This is a genomic window from Halomonas sp. ML-15, assembly GCF_014779595.1.
Classification (GTDB): domain Bacteria; phylum Pseudomonadota; class Gammaproteobacteria; order Pseudomonadales; family Halomonadaceae; genus Franzmannia.
The window spans coordinates 29,929-46,669 of the sequence record NZ_JACXZT010000009.1 but is presented as its reverse complement, the minus strand read 5'-3'; the positions used below and the strand labels follow the sequence as shown (position 1 = coordinate 46,669).

Genomic DNA, 16,741 nt, shown 5'->3' with positions numbered 1-16,741 from the left:
TCTAGACGAGCACACCGCCCCAGCCGCCAGCGGCCGGGGCGCGCGTCTTACTCCTGGTCCAGGTCTTCGCGGGTATAACGTACGTCGTTGGCCGCCTGGATGGTGCGGATCATCTCCCAGTTGTCCTGGTAGTTGATGGGCACGAACTTGTCGACGCCCTCGAACTCCTCACCCAGGGCAGTACCGGCGAAGTCGAAGCTGAAGAAGGCCTCTTCGATCTTCTCGACCAGGTCGGGATGCAGGTTGTGGGCGTAGTTGTAGGAGGTGGTGGGGAAGGGATCGGTTTCGAAGATGATCTTGACCTCATCCGGGTCATACAGACCCCGCGCGGCCATGCGCTCCACCACCTCCGAGGCCACCGGGGCGGCGTCATAGTCCTGCGCCACTACGCCGAGCATCGACTGGTCGTGGCTGCCGGAGTACACCACCTCGTAGTCCTCGTCGGGCACCACGCCGAGATCCGGGAACAGCGCCCGCGGCGCCTGGTTGCCGGAGTTGGAGGTCGGCGAGGTGTGCGCGACGCGCTTGCCCTTGAGGTCCTCCATCTCGTCGATACCCGAGTCTACGTGGGTGTAGACCTGCAGGGTGTAGCCGAACTGGCCGTCGTCGGAGCCCATCAGCGCGAAGGGCACGGCTCCTGCGAGATTGACCGCAAAGGGCGTCGGCCCGGTGGAGAACCCGGCAATATGCAGCCGACCGCTGCGCATCGCCTCGACTTGGGCCGAGTTGGACTGCACCGCAAAGAACCGCACATCGCGCTCGGTCACCTCTTCCAGGTGATCGATGAACGGCTGCCAGATATCGGAGTAGATAGCTGGATCTTCCACCGGGGTATAGGCGAATATCAGCGTATCGGGATTGGCCCACTCGGACTCATCCGCTGGACGATCGGCGACCATGTCACCATCTTCATCGCAGTAGATGCTGTCCAGGTCGCCGCGGGGACAGTCGGCCTGGGCGCTGGCCGATGCCAGCATCGCCAACGGCAGCAGCGAAATCAGCGCCAGCGAGGCCAGCGGGCGTTTCTTGAAGGGGGCCGCTTGAGCAGCGGATACATCAGATATAGCCGTAGTATGTTTCATGGCGTGCCTCATTGTGTTGTTTTTTTATTATGAATGTCTGAGTGAGAACCGCGTACTGCTTTTCGAAATTCGACATTAGCCGTATAAAATGATTGTTTTCGAAAACACAACTTCCAATCTAGGTTTTATGACAATCGCATGTCAAACACTTTACCGCGCCCTCCGGCGGCCTGGCGAAACCGCTACCTGCTGATGCGCCACGGTCACAGCCAGGCCAATCAGCAAGGGCTGATCATTAGCCATCCCGACAACGGGCTCAACGGCTTCGGGCTCTCACCCCTCGGCCAGTCACAGCTCGAGCAGAAGGTCGCCGAATGGGACTGGCCGGCACCGACCCTCATCGTCCATTCCGACTTCCTCCGCACCAGCGAGACGGCCGCCTGGGTCGCCGGCCATTTTGGCCTCGACATGAGACCCGAGGTGCGGCTGCGTGAGCGCCACTTCGGCAGCCTGGAGCGCCAGGCAGACAGCCACTACCCCGCCGTCTGGGCGCTGGACGCTCAGGACCCAACGCATAACGACTACGGCGTGGAGAGCGTCGCCAGCGTCGCCGAACGCCTCCAGGCGGTGATCATGGAACTCGAGGAGTCGCACCGCGACGCGACGATCCTGCTGGTCAGCCACGGCGATCCGTTGCAGATCCTGCTCACGGCCCTTGCTGGCCAGCCCCTCGGCGCGCACCGCGACCGCCCGGCGTTGACGCCGGCCAGCATCACGCCGCTCGACTGAGCCGCGGCTCTGTTATGATAGCGCTATCACCCGATTCACGAGCTGCCCGCCATGCCGGCACCTGCCACCCCGGATGACACCCGTCTGCTCGCTGCGCTGGCGCGCGGCAGCCGGGCTCTGATCGACGCCCATTTCTGGTCGGACGGCGTCGACCAGCTCCTCGAGGCACTCGGCCTGGCCTCCGGCGCCAGCCGGGTGTGGATCTTCCAGCTCCTCGAGATCAACGACCATGGCGTGGTGCAAGACTACGTCTTCGAATGGGCCGCGGCCCCGCACTACCGTCAGCTAACCCACAAGCACTTCCGCTTCTTCACCTCGGACTTTGATGACCCTGTCTACCGGCAGCTGGTCCGCGAAAGACAGCGCGGCGAGTCGCAGCGCTTCGTCATCGACGACATGCCGGCCGGCACCCTGCGCAGCAACCTTCAGGGGCAGGGCATCGCCTCGATGGTAACCGTGCCGATCATGGTCGACGGCCAGTGGTGGGGCACCCTGGGCATCGACGACTGCGAGCGCTCGCTGCGCTGGGAAGGCGCCGGCCTCAACGCCCTGACCGTCGCCGCCGAGCTGATCGCCTCCGCCATCTACCGCCATCGATTGACTAGCCGACGCCGCCAGATCGAGCTGCTGCAGCGCGTCACCGACTGCGGTATCTGGGAGGTCGAACTACGGCGCCGTTCGACCTGGTGCTCGCGCAGCCTGCTGCGCACCCTTGGCTACCCCGAACGCTATGCGCGCCTCTCGCTGCGCCGGCTGCTGCGCAGCATTGACGCCGGCGACCGGCAGCGGTTTTGGCAGCTGTTGCGCACCGGCAAGCACACCAACCAGCACAGCTGGCGGCTGGACGTCCGCCTGTATACCGCCGACGGCGCGCTCTGCTGGCATGAGATAGTCATCGAAGCGATCCCCGATGACAGTGGTGGCTGGCGCGGGCTGGCCGGCCTGGCCATTGATATCAGCCAGCGCAAGCTCGGCGAGGAGCAGGCGCAGACCGCCGCCGAGTACGACGATCTGACCGGAGTACTGAATCGCCGCGGGCTGGGACGGCACCTTGGAGCGGCGCTAGCGCGCCAGGAGGGGCACCACCTGATACTGGTCGATATCGACTACTTCAAGCAGGTCAATGATCGCTGCGGTCACCCTGCCGGCGACGCTCTGTTGCGCCTGTTGACCCAGCGCCTGGCCCGCGAACTACGCCCAGAGGATGGACTGGCACGACTCGGTGGCGAGGAGTTTGCGCTGGTGGTAAGCGGTATGTGCGACGACGATGTGTTTCGGCTGGGGGAGCGTCTGAGACAGCGTATCGACGCGTCCCCCTTTCAGCTCGAGAGCGCGGTGGGCCAGCACGGCAGCGTGTCGATGACGGTGAGCCTGGGCATCGCCAAGCTCACCCCGCATAGCGACCTGCGGCACACCCAGGCACTGGCCACCGCCCAGGCCGACCAGGCGCTGTATGCGGCCAAGCATGCCGGCCGCAATCGCGTGGCGTGCTATTGGGCACTGCCGCTCGACCTCAGTGGCCCAGAATCTGGCTAAGGAATAGCTGAGTGCGCTCGGACTGCGGGTCATTGAAGAACGGTTCCGGCGCGTTCTCCTCGATGATCTGCCCCTGATCCATGAAGATCACCCGGTCAGCCACGGTCTTGGCGAAGCCCATCTCATGGGTAACGCAGAGCATGGTCATGCCCTCCTTGGCCAGCTCGACCATGACGTCGAGCACCTCCTTGATCATCTCCGGGTCGAGTGCCGAGGTCGGCTCATCGAACAGCATCACCTCGGGGTGCATGCACAGCGAGCGGGCGATCGCCACCCGCTGCTGCTGGCCGCCGGAGAGCTGGCCGGGGTACTTCAGCGCCTGCTCGGCAATCTGCACCCGCTCGAGGTACTGCATGGCCCGCGCCTCGGCCTCCTGGCGTGGTTTCTTCTGCACCCACATCGGTGCCAGACAGCAGTTTTCCAGCACCGTGAGGTGCGGGAAGAGATTGAAGTGCTGGAACACCATGCCGACGCTGCGGCGAATCTGCTCGATGCGCTTGATGTCCTGAGTCAGCGGCATGCCGCCGACCACGATCTCGCCCTGCTGATGCTCTTCGAGATGGTTGATACAGCGAATCAGCGTCGACTTGCCCGAGCCCGACGGGCCGCAGATGACGATCCGCTCGCCGCGCCGTACCTCCAGGTCGATATCGCGCAGCACATGGAAGTCGCCGTACCACTTGTTGACGCCGCGCATCTCGACCATCAGGTCGCCGGCGCCGGCCTGGGTTGCCTGTTCATTCATTGTATTTGTCCTTAGCGCTTATGGCCGGTGTGTAATTTTCTCTCGAGATACTGGCTGTAGCGCGACATGCTGAAACAGAAGATCCAGAACATGAACGCCGCGAAGATATAGCCCTCCAGCGCGAAGCCCAGCCAGCGTGAGTCCGACAGCGCCGCCTGGACGATGCCAAGCAGGTCGAACAGGCCGATGATCATCACCAGGGTGGTGTCCTTGAACAGCGAGATGAAGGTGTTGACGATCCCGGGGATCATCATCTTCAAGGCCTGGGGCAGCACGATCAGGCCCATGCGCTTCCAGTAGCCCATGCCCAGGGCCGCCGCCGCCTCCTCCTGCCCGCGCGGAATGGCCTGCAGGCCACCGCGCACCACCTCGGCCATATAGGCGCTCTGGAACAGGGTGATACCGATAAAGGCGCGGATCAGACGGTCGACGCTGACCCCGGTAGGCATGAACAGCGGCAGCATCACCGAGGCCATGAACAGCACCGTGATCAGCGGCACGCCGCGCCAGAACTCGATGAACACCACGCAGAAGCTCTTGACGATGGGCATCTGCGAACGCCTGCCCAGGGCCAGCAGAATACCGATCGGCAGCGCACCGACCATGCCTACCACGGCCAGCACCAGGGTCAGCATCAGGCCGCCCCAGCGGTGGGTCTGCACCACCGGCAGGCCGAAGTGGCCGCCGTAGAGCAGCAAGTAGGCGAATACCGGGAAGCCGATCAGGGTGACCAGCGCCACCCAGCGCTTGAACGGCAGCCGCGGAATCATCAGCCAGCCGATCAGCCCGGCGAAGGTGGCAAAGGTCAGGTCGACCCGCCACAGCTCGCTACGCGGATAGAGACCGTAGATGAACTGCGTGAAACGGGCATTGATAAACACCCAGCAGGCGCCCTCGCGGGAGCAGTCGTCGCGGCTGGTCCCCACCCAGTCGGCGTTGATCAGTCCCCACTGGATGGTGGGAGCCAGAAGCAGGTAGAGCAGATAGAGCCCAAGCAGCGAGAAAAAGCTGTTGATCGGCCCGCTGAACAGATTGGCACGCAGCCAGGCCAGGGGGCCGATGGTGTTGGAGGGCGCCGGTCGCGCCTCGATCATCTTGTGATGGTGAATCATGGCCCGCCCCTATCGTTCGACCAACGCCATGCGGGCGTTGTACCAGTTCATGAACAGCGATACCGACAGGCTGATGCTCAGGTAGACCGCCATGGTCATGGCAATCACCTCGATGGCCTGACCGGTCTGGTTCAGCGTGGTGCCGGCAAACACCGAGACCAGATCCGGATAGCCGATGGCCGTGGCCAGCGAGGAGTTCTTGATCAGGTTGAGATACTGGCTGGTCAGCGGCGGGATGATGACCCGCATCGCCTGGGGGATGATCACCAGCCGCAGCACCATTCCCTGGGGCAGGCTCAGCGCCTGGGCCGCCTCGGTCTGGCCATGGGAGATGGCCTGGATGCCGGAGCGGACGATCTCGGCGATATAGGACGCCGTATAGATCGACAGCGCCAGCCACAGCGCCAGAAACTCGGGGATCACCGTGATGCCGCCGCGGAAGTTGAAGCCGCGCAGCTCGGGCACGTCCCAGGTGACCGGCACCCCGGTCGCGACCAGCACCAGCAGCGGCAAGCCCAGGATCAGCCCCAGCGAGATCCAGCCCGCCGGCAGGCGCTTGCCGGTGGCCTCGTGGCGACGCTTGTTCCAGATCACCAGGGCGATGCTGGCGGCAATGGCCACCCCAAACGCCAGTGGAATCAGCCCGAAGCCCGACTCGAACAGCGGCTCGGGTAGATATAGCCCGCGGACGTTGAGGAAGACCACCTCGCCGAACGCCAGGCTATCGCGGGCGCTGGGCATGGCGCGCAGTACCGCGAAGTACCAGAAGAAGATCTGCAGCAGCAGCGGGATATTGCGGAAGATCTCGATATAGGCGTTGGCCAGGCGCGCAATCAGCCAGTTGGGCGACAGCCGCGCAATACCGACGATGAAACCGATGATGGTGGCCGCCAACACCCCGAGACCACCCACCAGCAGGGTGTTGAGCAGGCCCACCAGGAAGGTGCGGCCATAGGTACTCTGGGAGGAGTAATCAACCAGACTCTGGACAATGCCAAAACCGGCGGTGTTATTGAGGAAACCGAAGCCGGTGGTAATACCGCGTGCGGCCAGGTTGTCCTGGGTGTTGCCGATAATGTAGAGCAGCGAGGCGATGACCGCCGCCACCAGCAACACCTGAAAGATCAGCGCCCGTTTGGCAGGATCGCGCCAGAACGGGGGCTTGGGGCCTATCTGGGAGGCCTTGGGTCGAGCAGACATGAGAATCGTCTCCGCCTGGAGGGGCTGGATAATGCGAACCATCGTCTGGCGGGCGGTGACACCCCCCGCCAGACGTGGCGTCAACGCGCCGGTCGTGCCGGCGCATCAGGCGGATCGCTTAGCGGATCGGCGGCGCGTACTGGATGCCGCCTTCGGTCCACAGGGCGTTGATGCCGCGCTCGATCTGCAGCGGTGAGTCCATCCCCACGTTGCGCTCGAAGCTTTCGGCGTAGTTACCGACCTGGCTGATGATGTGGTAAGCCCAGTCGGCCTCGAGACCCATGCCCTCGCCGTAGTTGCCGTCTTCACCCAGCAGGCGGGCAATATCCGGATCTTCCGAACTCAGCATCTCGTCGACGTTGTCGCTGCTGAGGCCCAGCTCCTCGGCGTTGAGCATGGCAAACAGTGACCACTTGACGACGTTGAACCACTGATCATCGCCCTGGCGCACGGCTGGACCCAGCGGCTCCTTGGAGATGATTTCCGGCAACACCATGGCGCCATCCGGATCATCGAGCTGGATACGCAGGGCGGCCAACTGAGAGGTGTCGGAGGTCAGCACGTCGCAGCGACCGGCTTCGAAGCCGCCGACGGTCTGCTCGGAGGTATCGAAAACGATCGGGTCGAACTCCATGCCGTTGGCGCGGAAGTAGTCGGCCAGGTTGAGCTCAGTGGTAGTGCCGGACTGCACGCACACCGCCGCACCGTCGAGCTCCTCAGCGCTGGAGATACCCAGGTCAGACGACACCAGGAAGCCCTGACCGTCGTAGAAGGTGACGCCAGTAAAGTTGATACCCAGGGTGGTGTCGCGGGTGGTGGTCCAGGTGGTATTGCGCGACAGCACGTCCACTTCACCCGACTGCAGGGCGGTGAAGCGCTCGACGGCATTCAACGGCACATAGCGTACCGCCTCGGCATCGCCAAATACGGCAGCGGCGATGGCGCGACAGACGTCGACATCCAGGCCTTGCCAGTTACCGTCATCATCCGGCGCCGAAAAGCCCGGCAGACCATCGCTCACGCCACACTGCACGGCGCCACGATCAACGGTATCTTCCAGCGTCGAGGCCGAGGCCATCACGCTTGCACCTGCGGCCAGCACTGTGGCCGAGGTCAACAGTACCAGCTTGTTATTCTTGTACGACATGGAGGATTCCCTCACCTAATGAACAATATATTGGGACATGCGTGACGCAAGCATGTGCCAAGAACATAGCAAAGAGTGTTCCAACATGCGCAGTAACCGAAAATAACATTTATTCAACGCATAAAAGCCAGGCGGAACGCGGGTTCTTCCGCTCAATCTCGCACTCTCAAAGATAATCGCCTGTTTTTTCATGCACCTGCGTAGTGCATTACTCAACGCTCACCCGCGCTGACGCACCAAAACGAGATCGCCCCCGGCAGCGGAGCTCCCGGAGGCGATCTAGGCTAGATAGCGTGTCAGGCTGATGTTACGACGCGGCGACCAGCCATTGGCGCAGCCGGGCCAGCACCAGCAAGGCGCTGGCGGCCCCCAGGGTATTGGCCAGGATGTCCCAGCCATCGCCGCCACTGCGTCCGGGCACCGGGATCTGGGCATATTCGATGGCAATGCCGAAGGCGACCACCAGCGCAAAGGCTCGCAGCTCACGCATCCCGGCCAGCGATACCAGCGTCGCCAGCCCCCCATAGCCGACGAAGTGGTTGAACTTGTCCCACGGCAGCCGCTGGGGCATCTCACTGCCGGGGGTCAGGCTACCCACCACGATCAGCAGTGCGGCCAGCAGCGCCAGCACCAGCCATAGCCGGCGGCGCTCATGCCAGCGGTGCAGAATCTCTCTCGCGTTCACCTCAGTTGCCCTGGTGGTACGCCGGGCTTAGCTCATTCAGGGCTTCCATAAAGGCGGTGACGTGGTCCGGGTCGGTAAACTGACTGATGCCGTGCCCAAGGTTGAAGATATGGCCCTCGCCGGGACCAAAGCTGTCCAGCACCCGCGCCACTTCGGCGCGGATCGCCGGCGGCTTGGCAAACAGCACGTTGGGGTCGAGGTTGCCCTGCAGCGCGACGCGGTGACCGACCCGGGCACGCGCATCGGAGAGCTCGGTGGTCCAGTCCAGGCCCACCGCGTCGCTGCCGGCGCTGGCGATCTGCTCCAGCCACTGGCCGCCATTCTTGGTGAACAGGATCACCGGCACCCGGCGCCCGTCATGCTCGCGAATCAGCCCGGCGACGATCTGCTCCATATAGCGCAGCGAGAACTCCAAGTAGGCCGGCGTCGACAGCACCCCGCCCCAGGTATCGAAGATCTGCACCGCCTGGGCGCCGGCACGAATCTGCGCATTGAGGTAGTCGGTGACCGCCGTGGCCAGAGTGTCGAGCAGCTGGTGCATGGCATCCGGGTTGCCATACAGCATCGACTTCACATGCCGGAAATCCTTGCTCGAGGCGCCCTCGACCATATAGGTGGCCAGGGTCCAGGGGCTGCCGGAGAAGCCGATCAGCGGTACCCGGCCGTTGAGCTCATGGCGAATGGTGCGCACGGCGTTCATCACATAGTCGAGGTCGCGCTCGGCATCCGGCGCCTTGAGCGCGGCGACCGCCTCTGCGGTGCGCACCGGGTGGCGGAATTTCGGCCCCTCGCCGGTCTCGAAGTAGAGCCCCAGGCCCATGGCATCGGGGATGGTGAGGATATCCGAGAACAGAATGGCGGCATCCAGCGGGTAGCGCTCCAGCGGCTGCAGGGTCACTTCACAGGCCAGCTCCTGGTTGCGACACAGGTCCATAAAGCTGCCGGCATGGGCGCGCAGGGCGCGATACTCGGGGAGGTAGCGGCCGGCCTGACGCATCATCCATACCGGGGTGCGATCCACCGGCTGGCGGGCCAGGGCGCGCAGGAAGCGATCGTTTTGCAGTTCCATGAAGGGCTCTATGCTGAAGAATTTACCCGCATTGTACCCAATGCCGCCGCTCGCGGCTTGATTAAGGCCATGCTTCCCCCCACCTATAGGCATTATTCATCGCCTGTGAGCAGCACCGACGAAGCTGATAGAATAGGCGCCCACCCGCCGGCCAGGCCGCCGTCACCGCATCGAGGTTCTCCGTGTCGATTCGCTTCATCGCCGCCTCTCAGCTGCCCACACCCTGGGCGACCTTCACCATGCATGGCTTCGAAGACGACGCCACCGGCAAGGATCATATTGCCTTGACGCTTGGTGAGATCGACGATGGCGCCCCGGTGCTGGGCCGTGTGCACTCGGAGTGTCTGACCGGCGACGCGCTGTTCTCGATGCGCTGCGACTGCGGCTATCAGCTGCAGGAGGCGCTCAAGCGCATCGCCACCGAAGGCCGTGGCGTACTGCTCTACCTGCGCCAGGAGGGCCGCGGCATCGGCCTGCTCAACAAGATCCGCGCCTACCACCTGCAGGATCAGGGCGCCGACACCGTGGAGGCCAACGAACAGTTGGGCTTCGGCGCCGACATGCGCCGCTACGACCTCTGTGTGCCGATGCTGGAGCACCTCGGCGTGGCCTCTCTCAAGCTGATGACCAACAACCCGCGCAAGGTCGAGGCGCTGACCCGCGACGGCGTGATTATCAGTGAACGCCAGCCGCTGACCACCGGCCTCAATCCCCACAACGAACAGTATCTGGCCACCAAAGCTGGCAAACTGGGCCATATGATGGCGCTCGGTGACTTCACCCAGGCCAGCGATGTGGATATCGACCGCAAGCCTTGAGCCGCATGACGGCATCGGGCGCCCTATCTGCCGGAGAACCGCCCATGCCTAGCCACGTCATGCCGCACCACCACAGCGTCATCGAGGAACTGCTCAACAGCATCAGTCACGGTATCGGCGCCATTCTAAGCCTCGCCGGGGTCGCGGTCTTGATCGTACTGGCCAGTCTCGCCACCCATACCGACCCCTGGAAGATCATCGGCATCAGCCTCTACGGCGCCAGCCTGGTGCTGCTCTACACCGCCTCGACCCTCTACCACGGCATCAAGCACCCTCGACTGAAGCGACTGTTTCAGCATCTGGACCACTGCGCCATCTACCTGCTGATCGCCGGTACCTATACCCCTTTTCTGCTGGTCAACATGCGCGGCCCCACCGGCTGGACGCTGTTTGCCATCGTCTGGTCCCTGGCGCTGTTCGGTATTGCCTGCAAGCTGATCTGGCCTCAGCGCTTCACCGTCATGCGCATCGCCAACTATCTGCTGATGGGCTGGCTGATGGTCTTCGCCAGCGGCGAACTGACCACCAGCCTGGCGACCAGCGGCATCGTCCTGCTCGCCGCCGGCGGCATCACCTATACCCTGGGCGTGGTCTTCTTTGCCATCAACGCAATACCCTACAATCACGCCATCTGGCACCTGTTCGTGCTCGGCGGCAGCACCTGCCACTACTTCGCGGTGTATGCGGCGGTGCTACCCCACGGGGCCTGACAGGTAAATAGGAAACGTCTCGAAATTCAGCTTGCCTCGGCCACCGACTTTTCGCGCTCCGCGGCTCTGGCCAGCGCCGGGCGCGATATGCAGCGCTCACGATACGCCTCAAGCGCCAGCGGCAGGCGATTCTTGAACCGCACGCCCCAGCTCAGGGTATGGCCGACAAACAGGTCAGCGAGGGTAAACTGCCCGCCGACCAGCCACGCCTGGCCGTCGAACTGGCGCTGTAGCGCCCCCATCGCACGCTGGAACTCCCACGCTGCCGTCGGCAGCACCGTCGGCACGCGGCGCTCGCGGGGCAGGGCAAACTTGTGCTTGCCCTGGGTCCACAGCGGCTGCTCCAGTTCGCTGATAACGAAGCTCAGCCACTGATCGACCTGGGCCCGTTCGACCGGCGAGGCCGGCAGCAGTCCGCTCGCCTCACCGTAGTGCTCGGCCAGGTAGCGACAGATCGCCAGCGACTCGAACAGCACCAGTTCACCGTCTTCCAGCACTGGCACCTTGCCATCGGGGTGACGTGTCAGGTGCTCCTCGCCCTGCCCCTCGCCGGCCATCATGTCGACAGAGCGGTACTCGTACTCGAGCCCCAGCTCCTCCAGGGTCCAGGCAACCCGCTGCGAGCGGGAGTTGGGAAAACCATAGAGCGTAATCATCGGATCACTCCTTCGACGTGATAAGGGAGGCAACAAGCCGCTTGCGGTACGCTAACAGCGTACTGGCGGTACGGGAACTGTTCCCGACCTGGCGAGCTAGCCGGGGAGGTCCAGCCGCGCATCGGGATATTCCGTTAAAGAGCCGTGCAGCAAAAAACGCGGCACAGGCTCTACGGGCCGACCAGTTAGTGCGGGTACTGGCTGTTGTCCATCTCGGTCAACGCGGGGCGCTCATCACGCTCTTGCGGCGTATCGCTGTTTCATGGATGATATTAAAAAACACTGTTCGACAACCATCGACCGTCAGGCATCGTAGCGTTGTAAACGCCATCGAACAGCAGCGGACCAGGCTGACCAGGCTGACCAGGAGCGGTACGCATTGAACTCTTCACAGCCAAGCGACACACCACAGCCCAGCGACACGGACAGCCAGACGAGCCGCGACCGCTATCCCGACGCGCTTCGCGCCGGCGCCCTGCTGGTGGTGGTATTCGGCCACTGGATCGCCACCCTGCCGCGGCTCGAGAACGGCCTGATGACCACCACCGACCACCTGCTGATGGTGTGGACGGGGGCCGGCGTGCTCACCTGGGTGCTACAGGTCGTGCCGCTGTTCGTGTTCGTCTCCGCCGCAGTGAGTGCTGACGGCGCCCAGCGGCGGCTGAAGCAGGGCCACCGGCAGCTTCACTGGTGGGCTGGCCGGGCGCTGGGCCTGGCGCGCCCCACCGTCACCTATCTGGCGGTGCTGGTGGCTTTCGTGGTGATCGCCACCTACACCGGCGGCCGCCTGCTCGGCCCGCTGAACCACTCGCTGACCGTGCACCTCTGGTTCCTGATGATGCTGCTTGGGGTACAGGCGCTGCTGCCGCTCTGCGTATGGGCCGATAATCGCTGGGGGCTCAAGGCCGTGGCGGGGCTGCTGCTGATCGCCGCCGCGGTCGATCTACTGCGTGCCGGCATCACGGCGCCCGTCGAGCTGCTGGAGCTCGGCACGCTGGTCACCGACAACGGCGGCGGCATCGGCTGGCTCAACGCCATCATCGTCTGGCTGCTGCCGCAGCAGCTCGGTATCGCCTGGAAGCGCGGCCGCTTCTCTGGCCTGGGCGCCGGCCTGGCCCTGCTGCTGCTCGGCCTGCTGTGGCTGGCCGTGGCGGTAGCCTCGGGCTATCCCGTGGCCATGGTCGATGGCGAGTTTGGCGTGCCCAGCAACCTGCTTCCGCCAACCCTGGCCCTGGTGGGGGTGATGTGGGTCCAGATCGGTGTCGTACTGACCTGTGAAGGCCCCGTACGCCGCCTGCTGGAGCGCCGCCGCATCGACAGGGTAGTGACGATCCTGGGCGCCCTGGGCATGCCGCTCTATCTCTGGCACAAGCTCGCCGAGCTGCCGGCGGCCTGGCTGGGCGAGCGCCTCGGCCTGCCCATCGACGCCGGCATACCGGGCGAGGCGGGCTTCTGGCTCGGCCGCCTGTGGTGGATCCTGCTATGCATCGTGTCCGCCACCCCGGTCATGGTCGCGGTGGTGACCTTCGAGATGGGCCGCAAGCGCGGCGTTATCTCGGCCACCGGCACACCCGCCATTCTCGTCGGCGGCACGGCACTCCTGGGCGGTATCATCGTCAGCCTGGCGCTAGGCGCCCTGCCCGGCGCACTCTTCGGCCTGGCCGGCGTCGCCGCCGCCTCGTGGCTGTTGCGCGCCCATCCGCAGCCGGAAGGAGAGCCCGTGGGCCGTGCCTGAGCGATCTGTCTGCCATGCCACGATGGCAGAAACAGGCCTGACATAATCATTCTTGCGCTCTGATGTGAACGCGCTCACTTGCCAACTTGGATACGAAAAGCAATGGGGAGTCGTCGCCTTGAAGCTAATCGTCATTCCTTTTATGGGCGACCAGATTGCTAGCCATTACAAACAAAACACGCACCCACATTATTAAAAACATAAAACCCAGAGAGATGAGAGTATAACCATGAGCGGCCCCTCTCCCTCCGGGAAAATAGTCGAAGACCCCCATTGTACCTGACCACACATGCCAAACACTCCAAGCACCAAACGGAATGGCTATAGTTGAGAAAAATAAAAGACTGATCGATAATTTTTTTATCTCCCCTTCCGTAGTGGGTGATTTTGAATATATTTTTCTAAAAAGGCCTTTCAACACATTAAAAAACGTTACCACCAATAGCGGAAAAAATATCAAATCAACCATGGTTATCGGAACTCCCCACTCCATCCTAGCAACCTCCAAAGCCAGGCCGACCACAATAACGCCTACAAGAGCAAGGGCAATTTTAGCCATCAACATAAAATGCTTTCTCTAGTTAAAAATACCAGAAGAGCAGCGCTACTCCGCTAAGCAGCAGCATCGTGCCAATGAAGTAGCCCAGGTGAAGGTAGTGGCAAACCGCCACTATAGAAACTCACCCCCTGCACTGCGAAGCGCAGAGCCTGTGTCACTAAGGCGGCTTCTATCAGGTGATCCAAAGGACTACAGTTATTCTATTAACCCAGGAGATACGCTATAAATTAAAGTGCAGTATTGACCTGCCACCTGTCAAGTATCGATGGCGCCATTCTCATAACTCAACCTCATTTTTGACATTGATTACAACTCGACATGGGTCCGGGGAAATACGCGAATGTAAGAAATGGCTTACAGTATGATCAGAAATCTGCCATAGCTGCCCCCACCTGTCAGTGGTAACATCACCTGCCTTGTTTTATAAATCCTGACAGTATCGAACGTCACGATAAAGCGACTTTCCTCTACCTTGCATTTTCTGCCATGAGCCCTTGGGGCAGCGCACTCTAAGTAGAAAGCCCTGCAAGCGCAGGAGCGATAAATACCAACATACTGTGACTCGCAACATACGCCAAAAGGAATAAGGCATGAGCTCTACGGAAAAAATCACCGCTGGTTATGACGGCCAAACGGGCAAGCTTCTTAAAATCTCACTAGTCACAAGCCTGTTGACAGTTCTTACAATAGGAATATATCGCTTTTGGGCAAAAACAAGAATAAGACGTTTTCTTTTGTCATCCATTAGTGTTAACGGCGACCGGTTTGAGTACACGGGTACAGGGCTGGAAAAGCTAAAAGGTTTTTTCATCGCTCTTATTGTGGTGGCAGTCTATCTGTCCATAGTGCAGCTACTACTTTTCTTCTTCAACCTTAGCATGTTTCGTAGAGTAAGCAGTGAGGTTGACTTTATTATCATGACAGCCTCTTTCTATCTCAACCTCGTATTTCTTGCCCCTCTCATCTTCTTCGCACAATATCGTGCACGACGTTATAAAATGGCCCGCACTCGGTTCCGCGGCATACGATTCGGCATGGAGCCGGGGGCTTGGGGATATAGTGTCCGAGTGATCGGGCATGGTCTGCTAACCTTGATCAGCCTCGGACTACTGTTACCTCGCCAGACGTATTGGTTGGAGAAATACCAGACGGATAGGACTTGGTACGGGCAGGTAAAATTCCATCAAAGTGGCTCCTGGACCCAACTCTACTCTGCCATGCGACACATTTTCATCGGCCTCGGCCTAGCATTACTATCAGGCCTTGCCATGGCCCTATCAAAGCCTACCTTGGGTACAATTGTCTTCGTCATCGCGACCATCTGGTGGTCACTCGGCGTAATGTATTACAAAGTAAAATCTTTTCAATACCTGACAAATACCAAAGTTCTTGGCGACGAGGTTCATTTCTCCAACAACCTGACCCCCTCATCTATCATCACAATGGTAATACTTGGGTCACTTGGTGCCAGCATTATCACCTTACTCTGCATTTTGCTACTGGCAGGACCTATAGGTGCCTTGATATGGCAATCTGACATTAGCACTGCCACATTAGGAATGCTTAGTATAATGCTACCCCCCCTAGCCTACATCTCGGCGTTTATATTAATTGGCGCTTTGATGCTTGTCATGGTGGTACAACCTGTCATTTCTCATATTGTACAGCACACGACTGTGCTGCACCTCGACTCATTGGAATCGATCAATCAACGAGCCCCCGATCTGGGCACGGATGCAGAAGGCTTTGCTGATGTTCTGGACGTTGGAGCAACAGTGTGAAGCATGCTTCCTCCGAAGCGAGCACCCAAGGGCTTTTCTTCGACGGTGAAACATCCAGAAAGCATCTCGTCCGGCTATCAGCCGGGCGGGATGCCTTGCATATTGAAACTGAGGCTGGCCAGTATATTAGCTGGCCGCTAGACGCCCTACGCAAGCGATCTTACCAAGGCGAGGGGCTCATGCTGACGCAATACACACAGAGCGAGGATGAAACGCCACATGACCCAGCCAGACTGATCATAACCGATGCAGCGCTCATTCTCTGGTTGCAGAAAGCCGCACCCAAACTGGATGCACGAGAAAGCAGGCCTGGCATAAAGCGTCAACTCGTGACTCTGGCGGGTGCTGCCACAGTATCAGTGCTCGCTCTACTCTTTGTCATTATACCGGCACTCGCAGACCGCCTAGCTACTTATATTCCTCGAGACAGCGAAGCTGCTGTCGGTCGCGCTGTTGTTTCCCAGATGAAAAACATGCTAGGAGGGGCCAAAGCCTGTAGTGGCGTGAAAGAGACGGCCGTACTCGATAGGCTGGTAATTAGACTGGTGGAAAGTCATCCAACAGAATACGATATTCATGTACAAGTTATTGACCACCCCATGGTCAATGCCTTTGCTGCCCCAAGGGGGCATATTGTGTTACTGCGCGGGCTCATTGAATCTGCTGAATCGCCTGACGAGATTGCTGGCGTGATTGCCCATGAAATAGGACATGTCGAAGCACGAGATCCTACCAGATTAGCCCTGCGCTCAGCAGGTTCAGCTGGAATTTTGGCAATGATTCTAGGCGATATAACCGGAGGCGCTACCATTACCTTACTGGGAGAAGCTCTACTGCGTGCCAATTATACACATACAGCAGAGCTTCAAGCCGATGAGTTTGCTCTGGAACTTCTCAATACGGCCCGCATCAGCAGCGAACCCTTTGCCAATTTCTTTGATCGGCTTGCGAAGCAGGACGATGAAGAGTACTGGCTCCCTTCATACCTTCATACACACCCAGAGAGCACTGTCCGGGCTGAGCTCGTCCGTAATCATTCTGCTTTGCCAACCACCAAGCCATCGCTATCCCAACAGGATTGGGAAATTTTGCAGAGTATATGTCAGCCTGCTGAGTAATGAAAAAGAGGCTGGAGGCTCTTTATTTTATGGATTCTTTTTATAAAGCATTGTTTCAG

General features: G+C 60.8%; 16 protein-coding genes. 7 read left to right on the top strand and 9 right to left on the bottom strand.

The genetic code is table 11. The annotated features are described in order from the left end of the window. Window positions 1-47: 47 nt before the first annotated feature. Window positions 48-1,082 carry a phosphate/phosphite/phosphonate ABC transporter substrate-binding protein gene (gene phnD / locus IEI94_RS05850; protein ID WP_191166391.1) on the bottom strand — a complete coding sequence of 345 codons (1,035 nt, stop codon included), beginning with the start codon at window positions 1,080-1,082 and terminating at the stop codon, window positions 48-50. A 138-nt stretch (window positions 1,083-1,220) separates the two neighbouring features. Between phnD and IEI94_RS05845 the strand changes: the two genes are divergently transcribed. Next, a complete protein-coding gene (locus IEI94_RS05845; RefSeq protein WP_224749962.1) occupies window positions 1,221-1,811 on the top strand; it encodes a histidine phosphatase family protein in 591 nt (196 codons plus the stop codon). A 51-nt stretch (window positions 1,812-1,862) separates the two neighbouring features. After that, window positions 1,863-3,347, top strand: a complete 1,485-nt coding sequence (locus IEI94_RS05840; protein WP_191166390.1) for a diguanylate cyclase — start codon at window positions 1,863-1,865, stop codon at window positions 3,345-3,347. On the opposite strand, the gene IEI94_RS05835 is transcribed toward IEI94_RS05840, so the two are convergent. From IEI94_RS05835 to hemE, 6 genes are all read right to left on the bottom strand, one after another. Then, the gene (locus IEI94_RS05835) at window positions 3,325-4,053 is read right to left on the bottom strand and encodes an amino acid ABC transporter ATP-binding protein (protein ID WP_076749932.1); all 729 of its coding nucleotides are present in this window, start codon (window positions 4,051-4,053) and stop codon (window positions 3,325-3,327) included. The two genes, IEI94_RS05840 and IEI94_RS05835, sit on opposite strands and share 23 nt — an antisense overlap. Window positions 4,054-4,103: 50 nt before the next feature. Next, entirely contained in the window at window positions 4,104-5,204 is a 1,101-nt protein-coding gene (locus tag IEI94_RS05830; RefSeq protein ID WP_191166389.1) for an amino acid ABC transporter permease, read from the bottom strand. A 9-nt stretch (window positions 5,205-5,213) separates the two neighbouring features. Then, the gene (locus IEI94_RS05825) at window positions 5,214-6,404 is read right to left on the bottom strand and encodes an amino acid ABC transporter permease (RefSeq protein ID WP_191166388.1); all 1,191 of its coding nucleotides are present in this window, start codon (window positions 6,402-6,404) and stop codon (window positions 5,214-5,216) included. A 118-nt stretch (window positions 6,405-6,522) separates the two neighbouring features. Next, the gene (locus tag IEI94_RS05820; RefSeq protein ID WP_191166387.1) at window positions 6,523-7,551 is read right to left on the bottom strand and encodes an amino acid ABC transporter substrate-binding protein; all 1,029 of its coding nucleotides are present in this window, start codon (window positions 7,549-7,551) and stop codon (window positions 6,523-6,525) included. A gap of 307 nt (window positions 7,552-7,858) precedes the next feature. Further along, window positions 7,859-8,236 carry a VanZ family protein gene (locus IEI94_RS05815; protein ID WP_191166386.1) on the bottom strand — a complete coding sequence of 126 codons (378 nt, stop codon included), beginning with the start codon at window positions 8,234-8,236 and terminating at the stop codon, window positions 7,859-7,861. Between the two features lies 1 nt (window position 8,237). Further along, window positions 8,238-9,305 carry a uroporphyrinogen decarboxylase gene (gene hemE / locus IEI94_RS05810; RefSeq protein WP_191166385.1) on the bottom strand — a complete coding sequence of 356 codons (1,068 nt, stop codon included), beginning with the start codon at window positions 9,303-9,305 and terminating at the stop codon, window positions 8,238-8,240. A 182-nt stretch (window positions 9,306-9,487) separates the two neighbouring features. Between hemE and ribA the strand changes: the two genes are divergently transcribed. Both ribA and trhA read left to right on the top strand, forming a co-directional pair. Next, window positions 9,488-10,123: a GTP cyclohydrolase II gene (gene ribA / locus IEI94_RS05805; RefSeq protein WP_191166384.1), complete on the top strand. Its 636-nt coding sequence runs from the start codon at window positions 9,488-9,490 to the stop codon at window positions 10,121-10,123. A gap of 44 nt (window positions 10,124-10,167) precedes the next feature. Next, window positions 10,168-10,833: a PAQR family membrane homeostasis protein TrhA gene (gene trhA, locus IEI94_RS05800; protein ID WP_191166383.1), complete on the top strand. Its 666-nt coding sequence runs from the start codon at window positions 10,168-10,170 to the stop codon at window positions 10,831-10,833. Window positions 10,834-10,859: 26 nt separating this feature from the next. On the opposite strand, the gene IEI94_RS05795 is transcribed toward trhA, so the two are convergent. Further along, window positions 10,860-11,489, bottom strand: a complete 630-nt coding sequence (locus tag IEI94_RS05795) for a glutathione S-transferase family protein (RefSeq protein ID WP_191166382.1) — start codon at window positions 11,487-11,489, stop codon at window positions 10,860-10,862. A gap of 379 nt (window positions 11,490-11,868) precedes the next feature. Here IEI94_RS05795 and IEI94_RS05790 point away from each other — a divergent pair, with 379 nt between their 5' ends. After that, window positions 11,869-13,224 (top strand): acyltransferase family protein, encoded by a 1,356-nt coding sequence (locus tag IEI94_RS05790; protein ID WP_191166381.1) that lies wholly within the window; start codon window positions 11,869-11,871, stop codon window positions 13,222-13,224. Window positions 13,225-13,348: 124 nt separating this feature from the next. On the opposite strand, the gene IEI94_RS05785 is transcribed toward IEI94_RS05790, so the two are convergent. Further along, window positions 13,349-13,789, bottom strand: a complete 441-nt coding sequence (locus IEI94_RS05785) for a hypothetical protein (protein WP_191166380.1) — start codon at window positions 13,787-13,789, stop codon at window positions 13,349-13,351. Window positions 13,790-14,373: 584 nt separating this feature from the next. Between IEI94_RS05785 and IEI94_RS05780 the strand changes: the two genes are divergently transcribed. Both IEI94_RS05780 and IEI94_RS22850 read left to right on the top strand, forming a co-directional pair. Continuing rightward, window positions 14,374-15,564: a DUF898 family protein gene (locus tag IEI94_RS05780; protein WP_191166379.1), complete on the top strand. Its 1,191-nt coding sequence runs from the start codon at window positions 14,374-14,376 to the stop codon at window positions 15,562-15,564. Beyond that, window positions 15,561-16,682 carry a M48 family metallopeptidase gene (locus tag IEI94_RS22850; protein WP_191166378.1) on the top strand — a complete coding sequence of 374 codons (1,122 nt, stop codon included), beginning with the start codon at window positions 15,561-15,563 and terminating at the stop codon, window positions 16,680-16,682. Before IEI94_RS05780 ends, IEI94_RS22850 begins: the two co-directional genes overlap by 4 nt. Window positions 16,683-16,741: the final 59 nt, after the last annotated feature.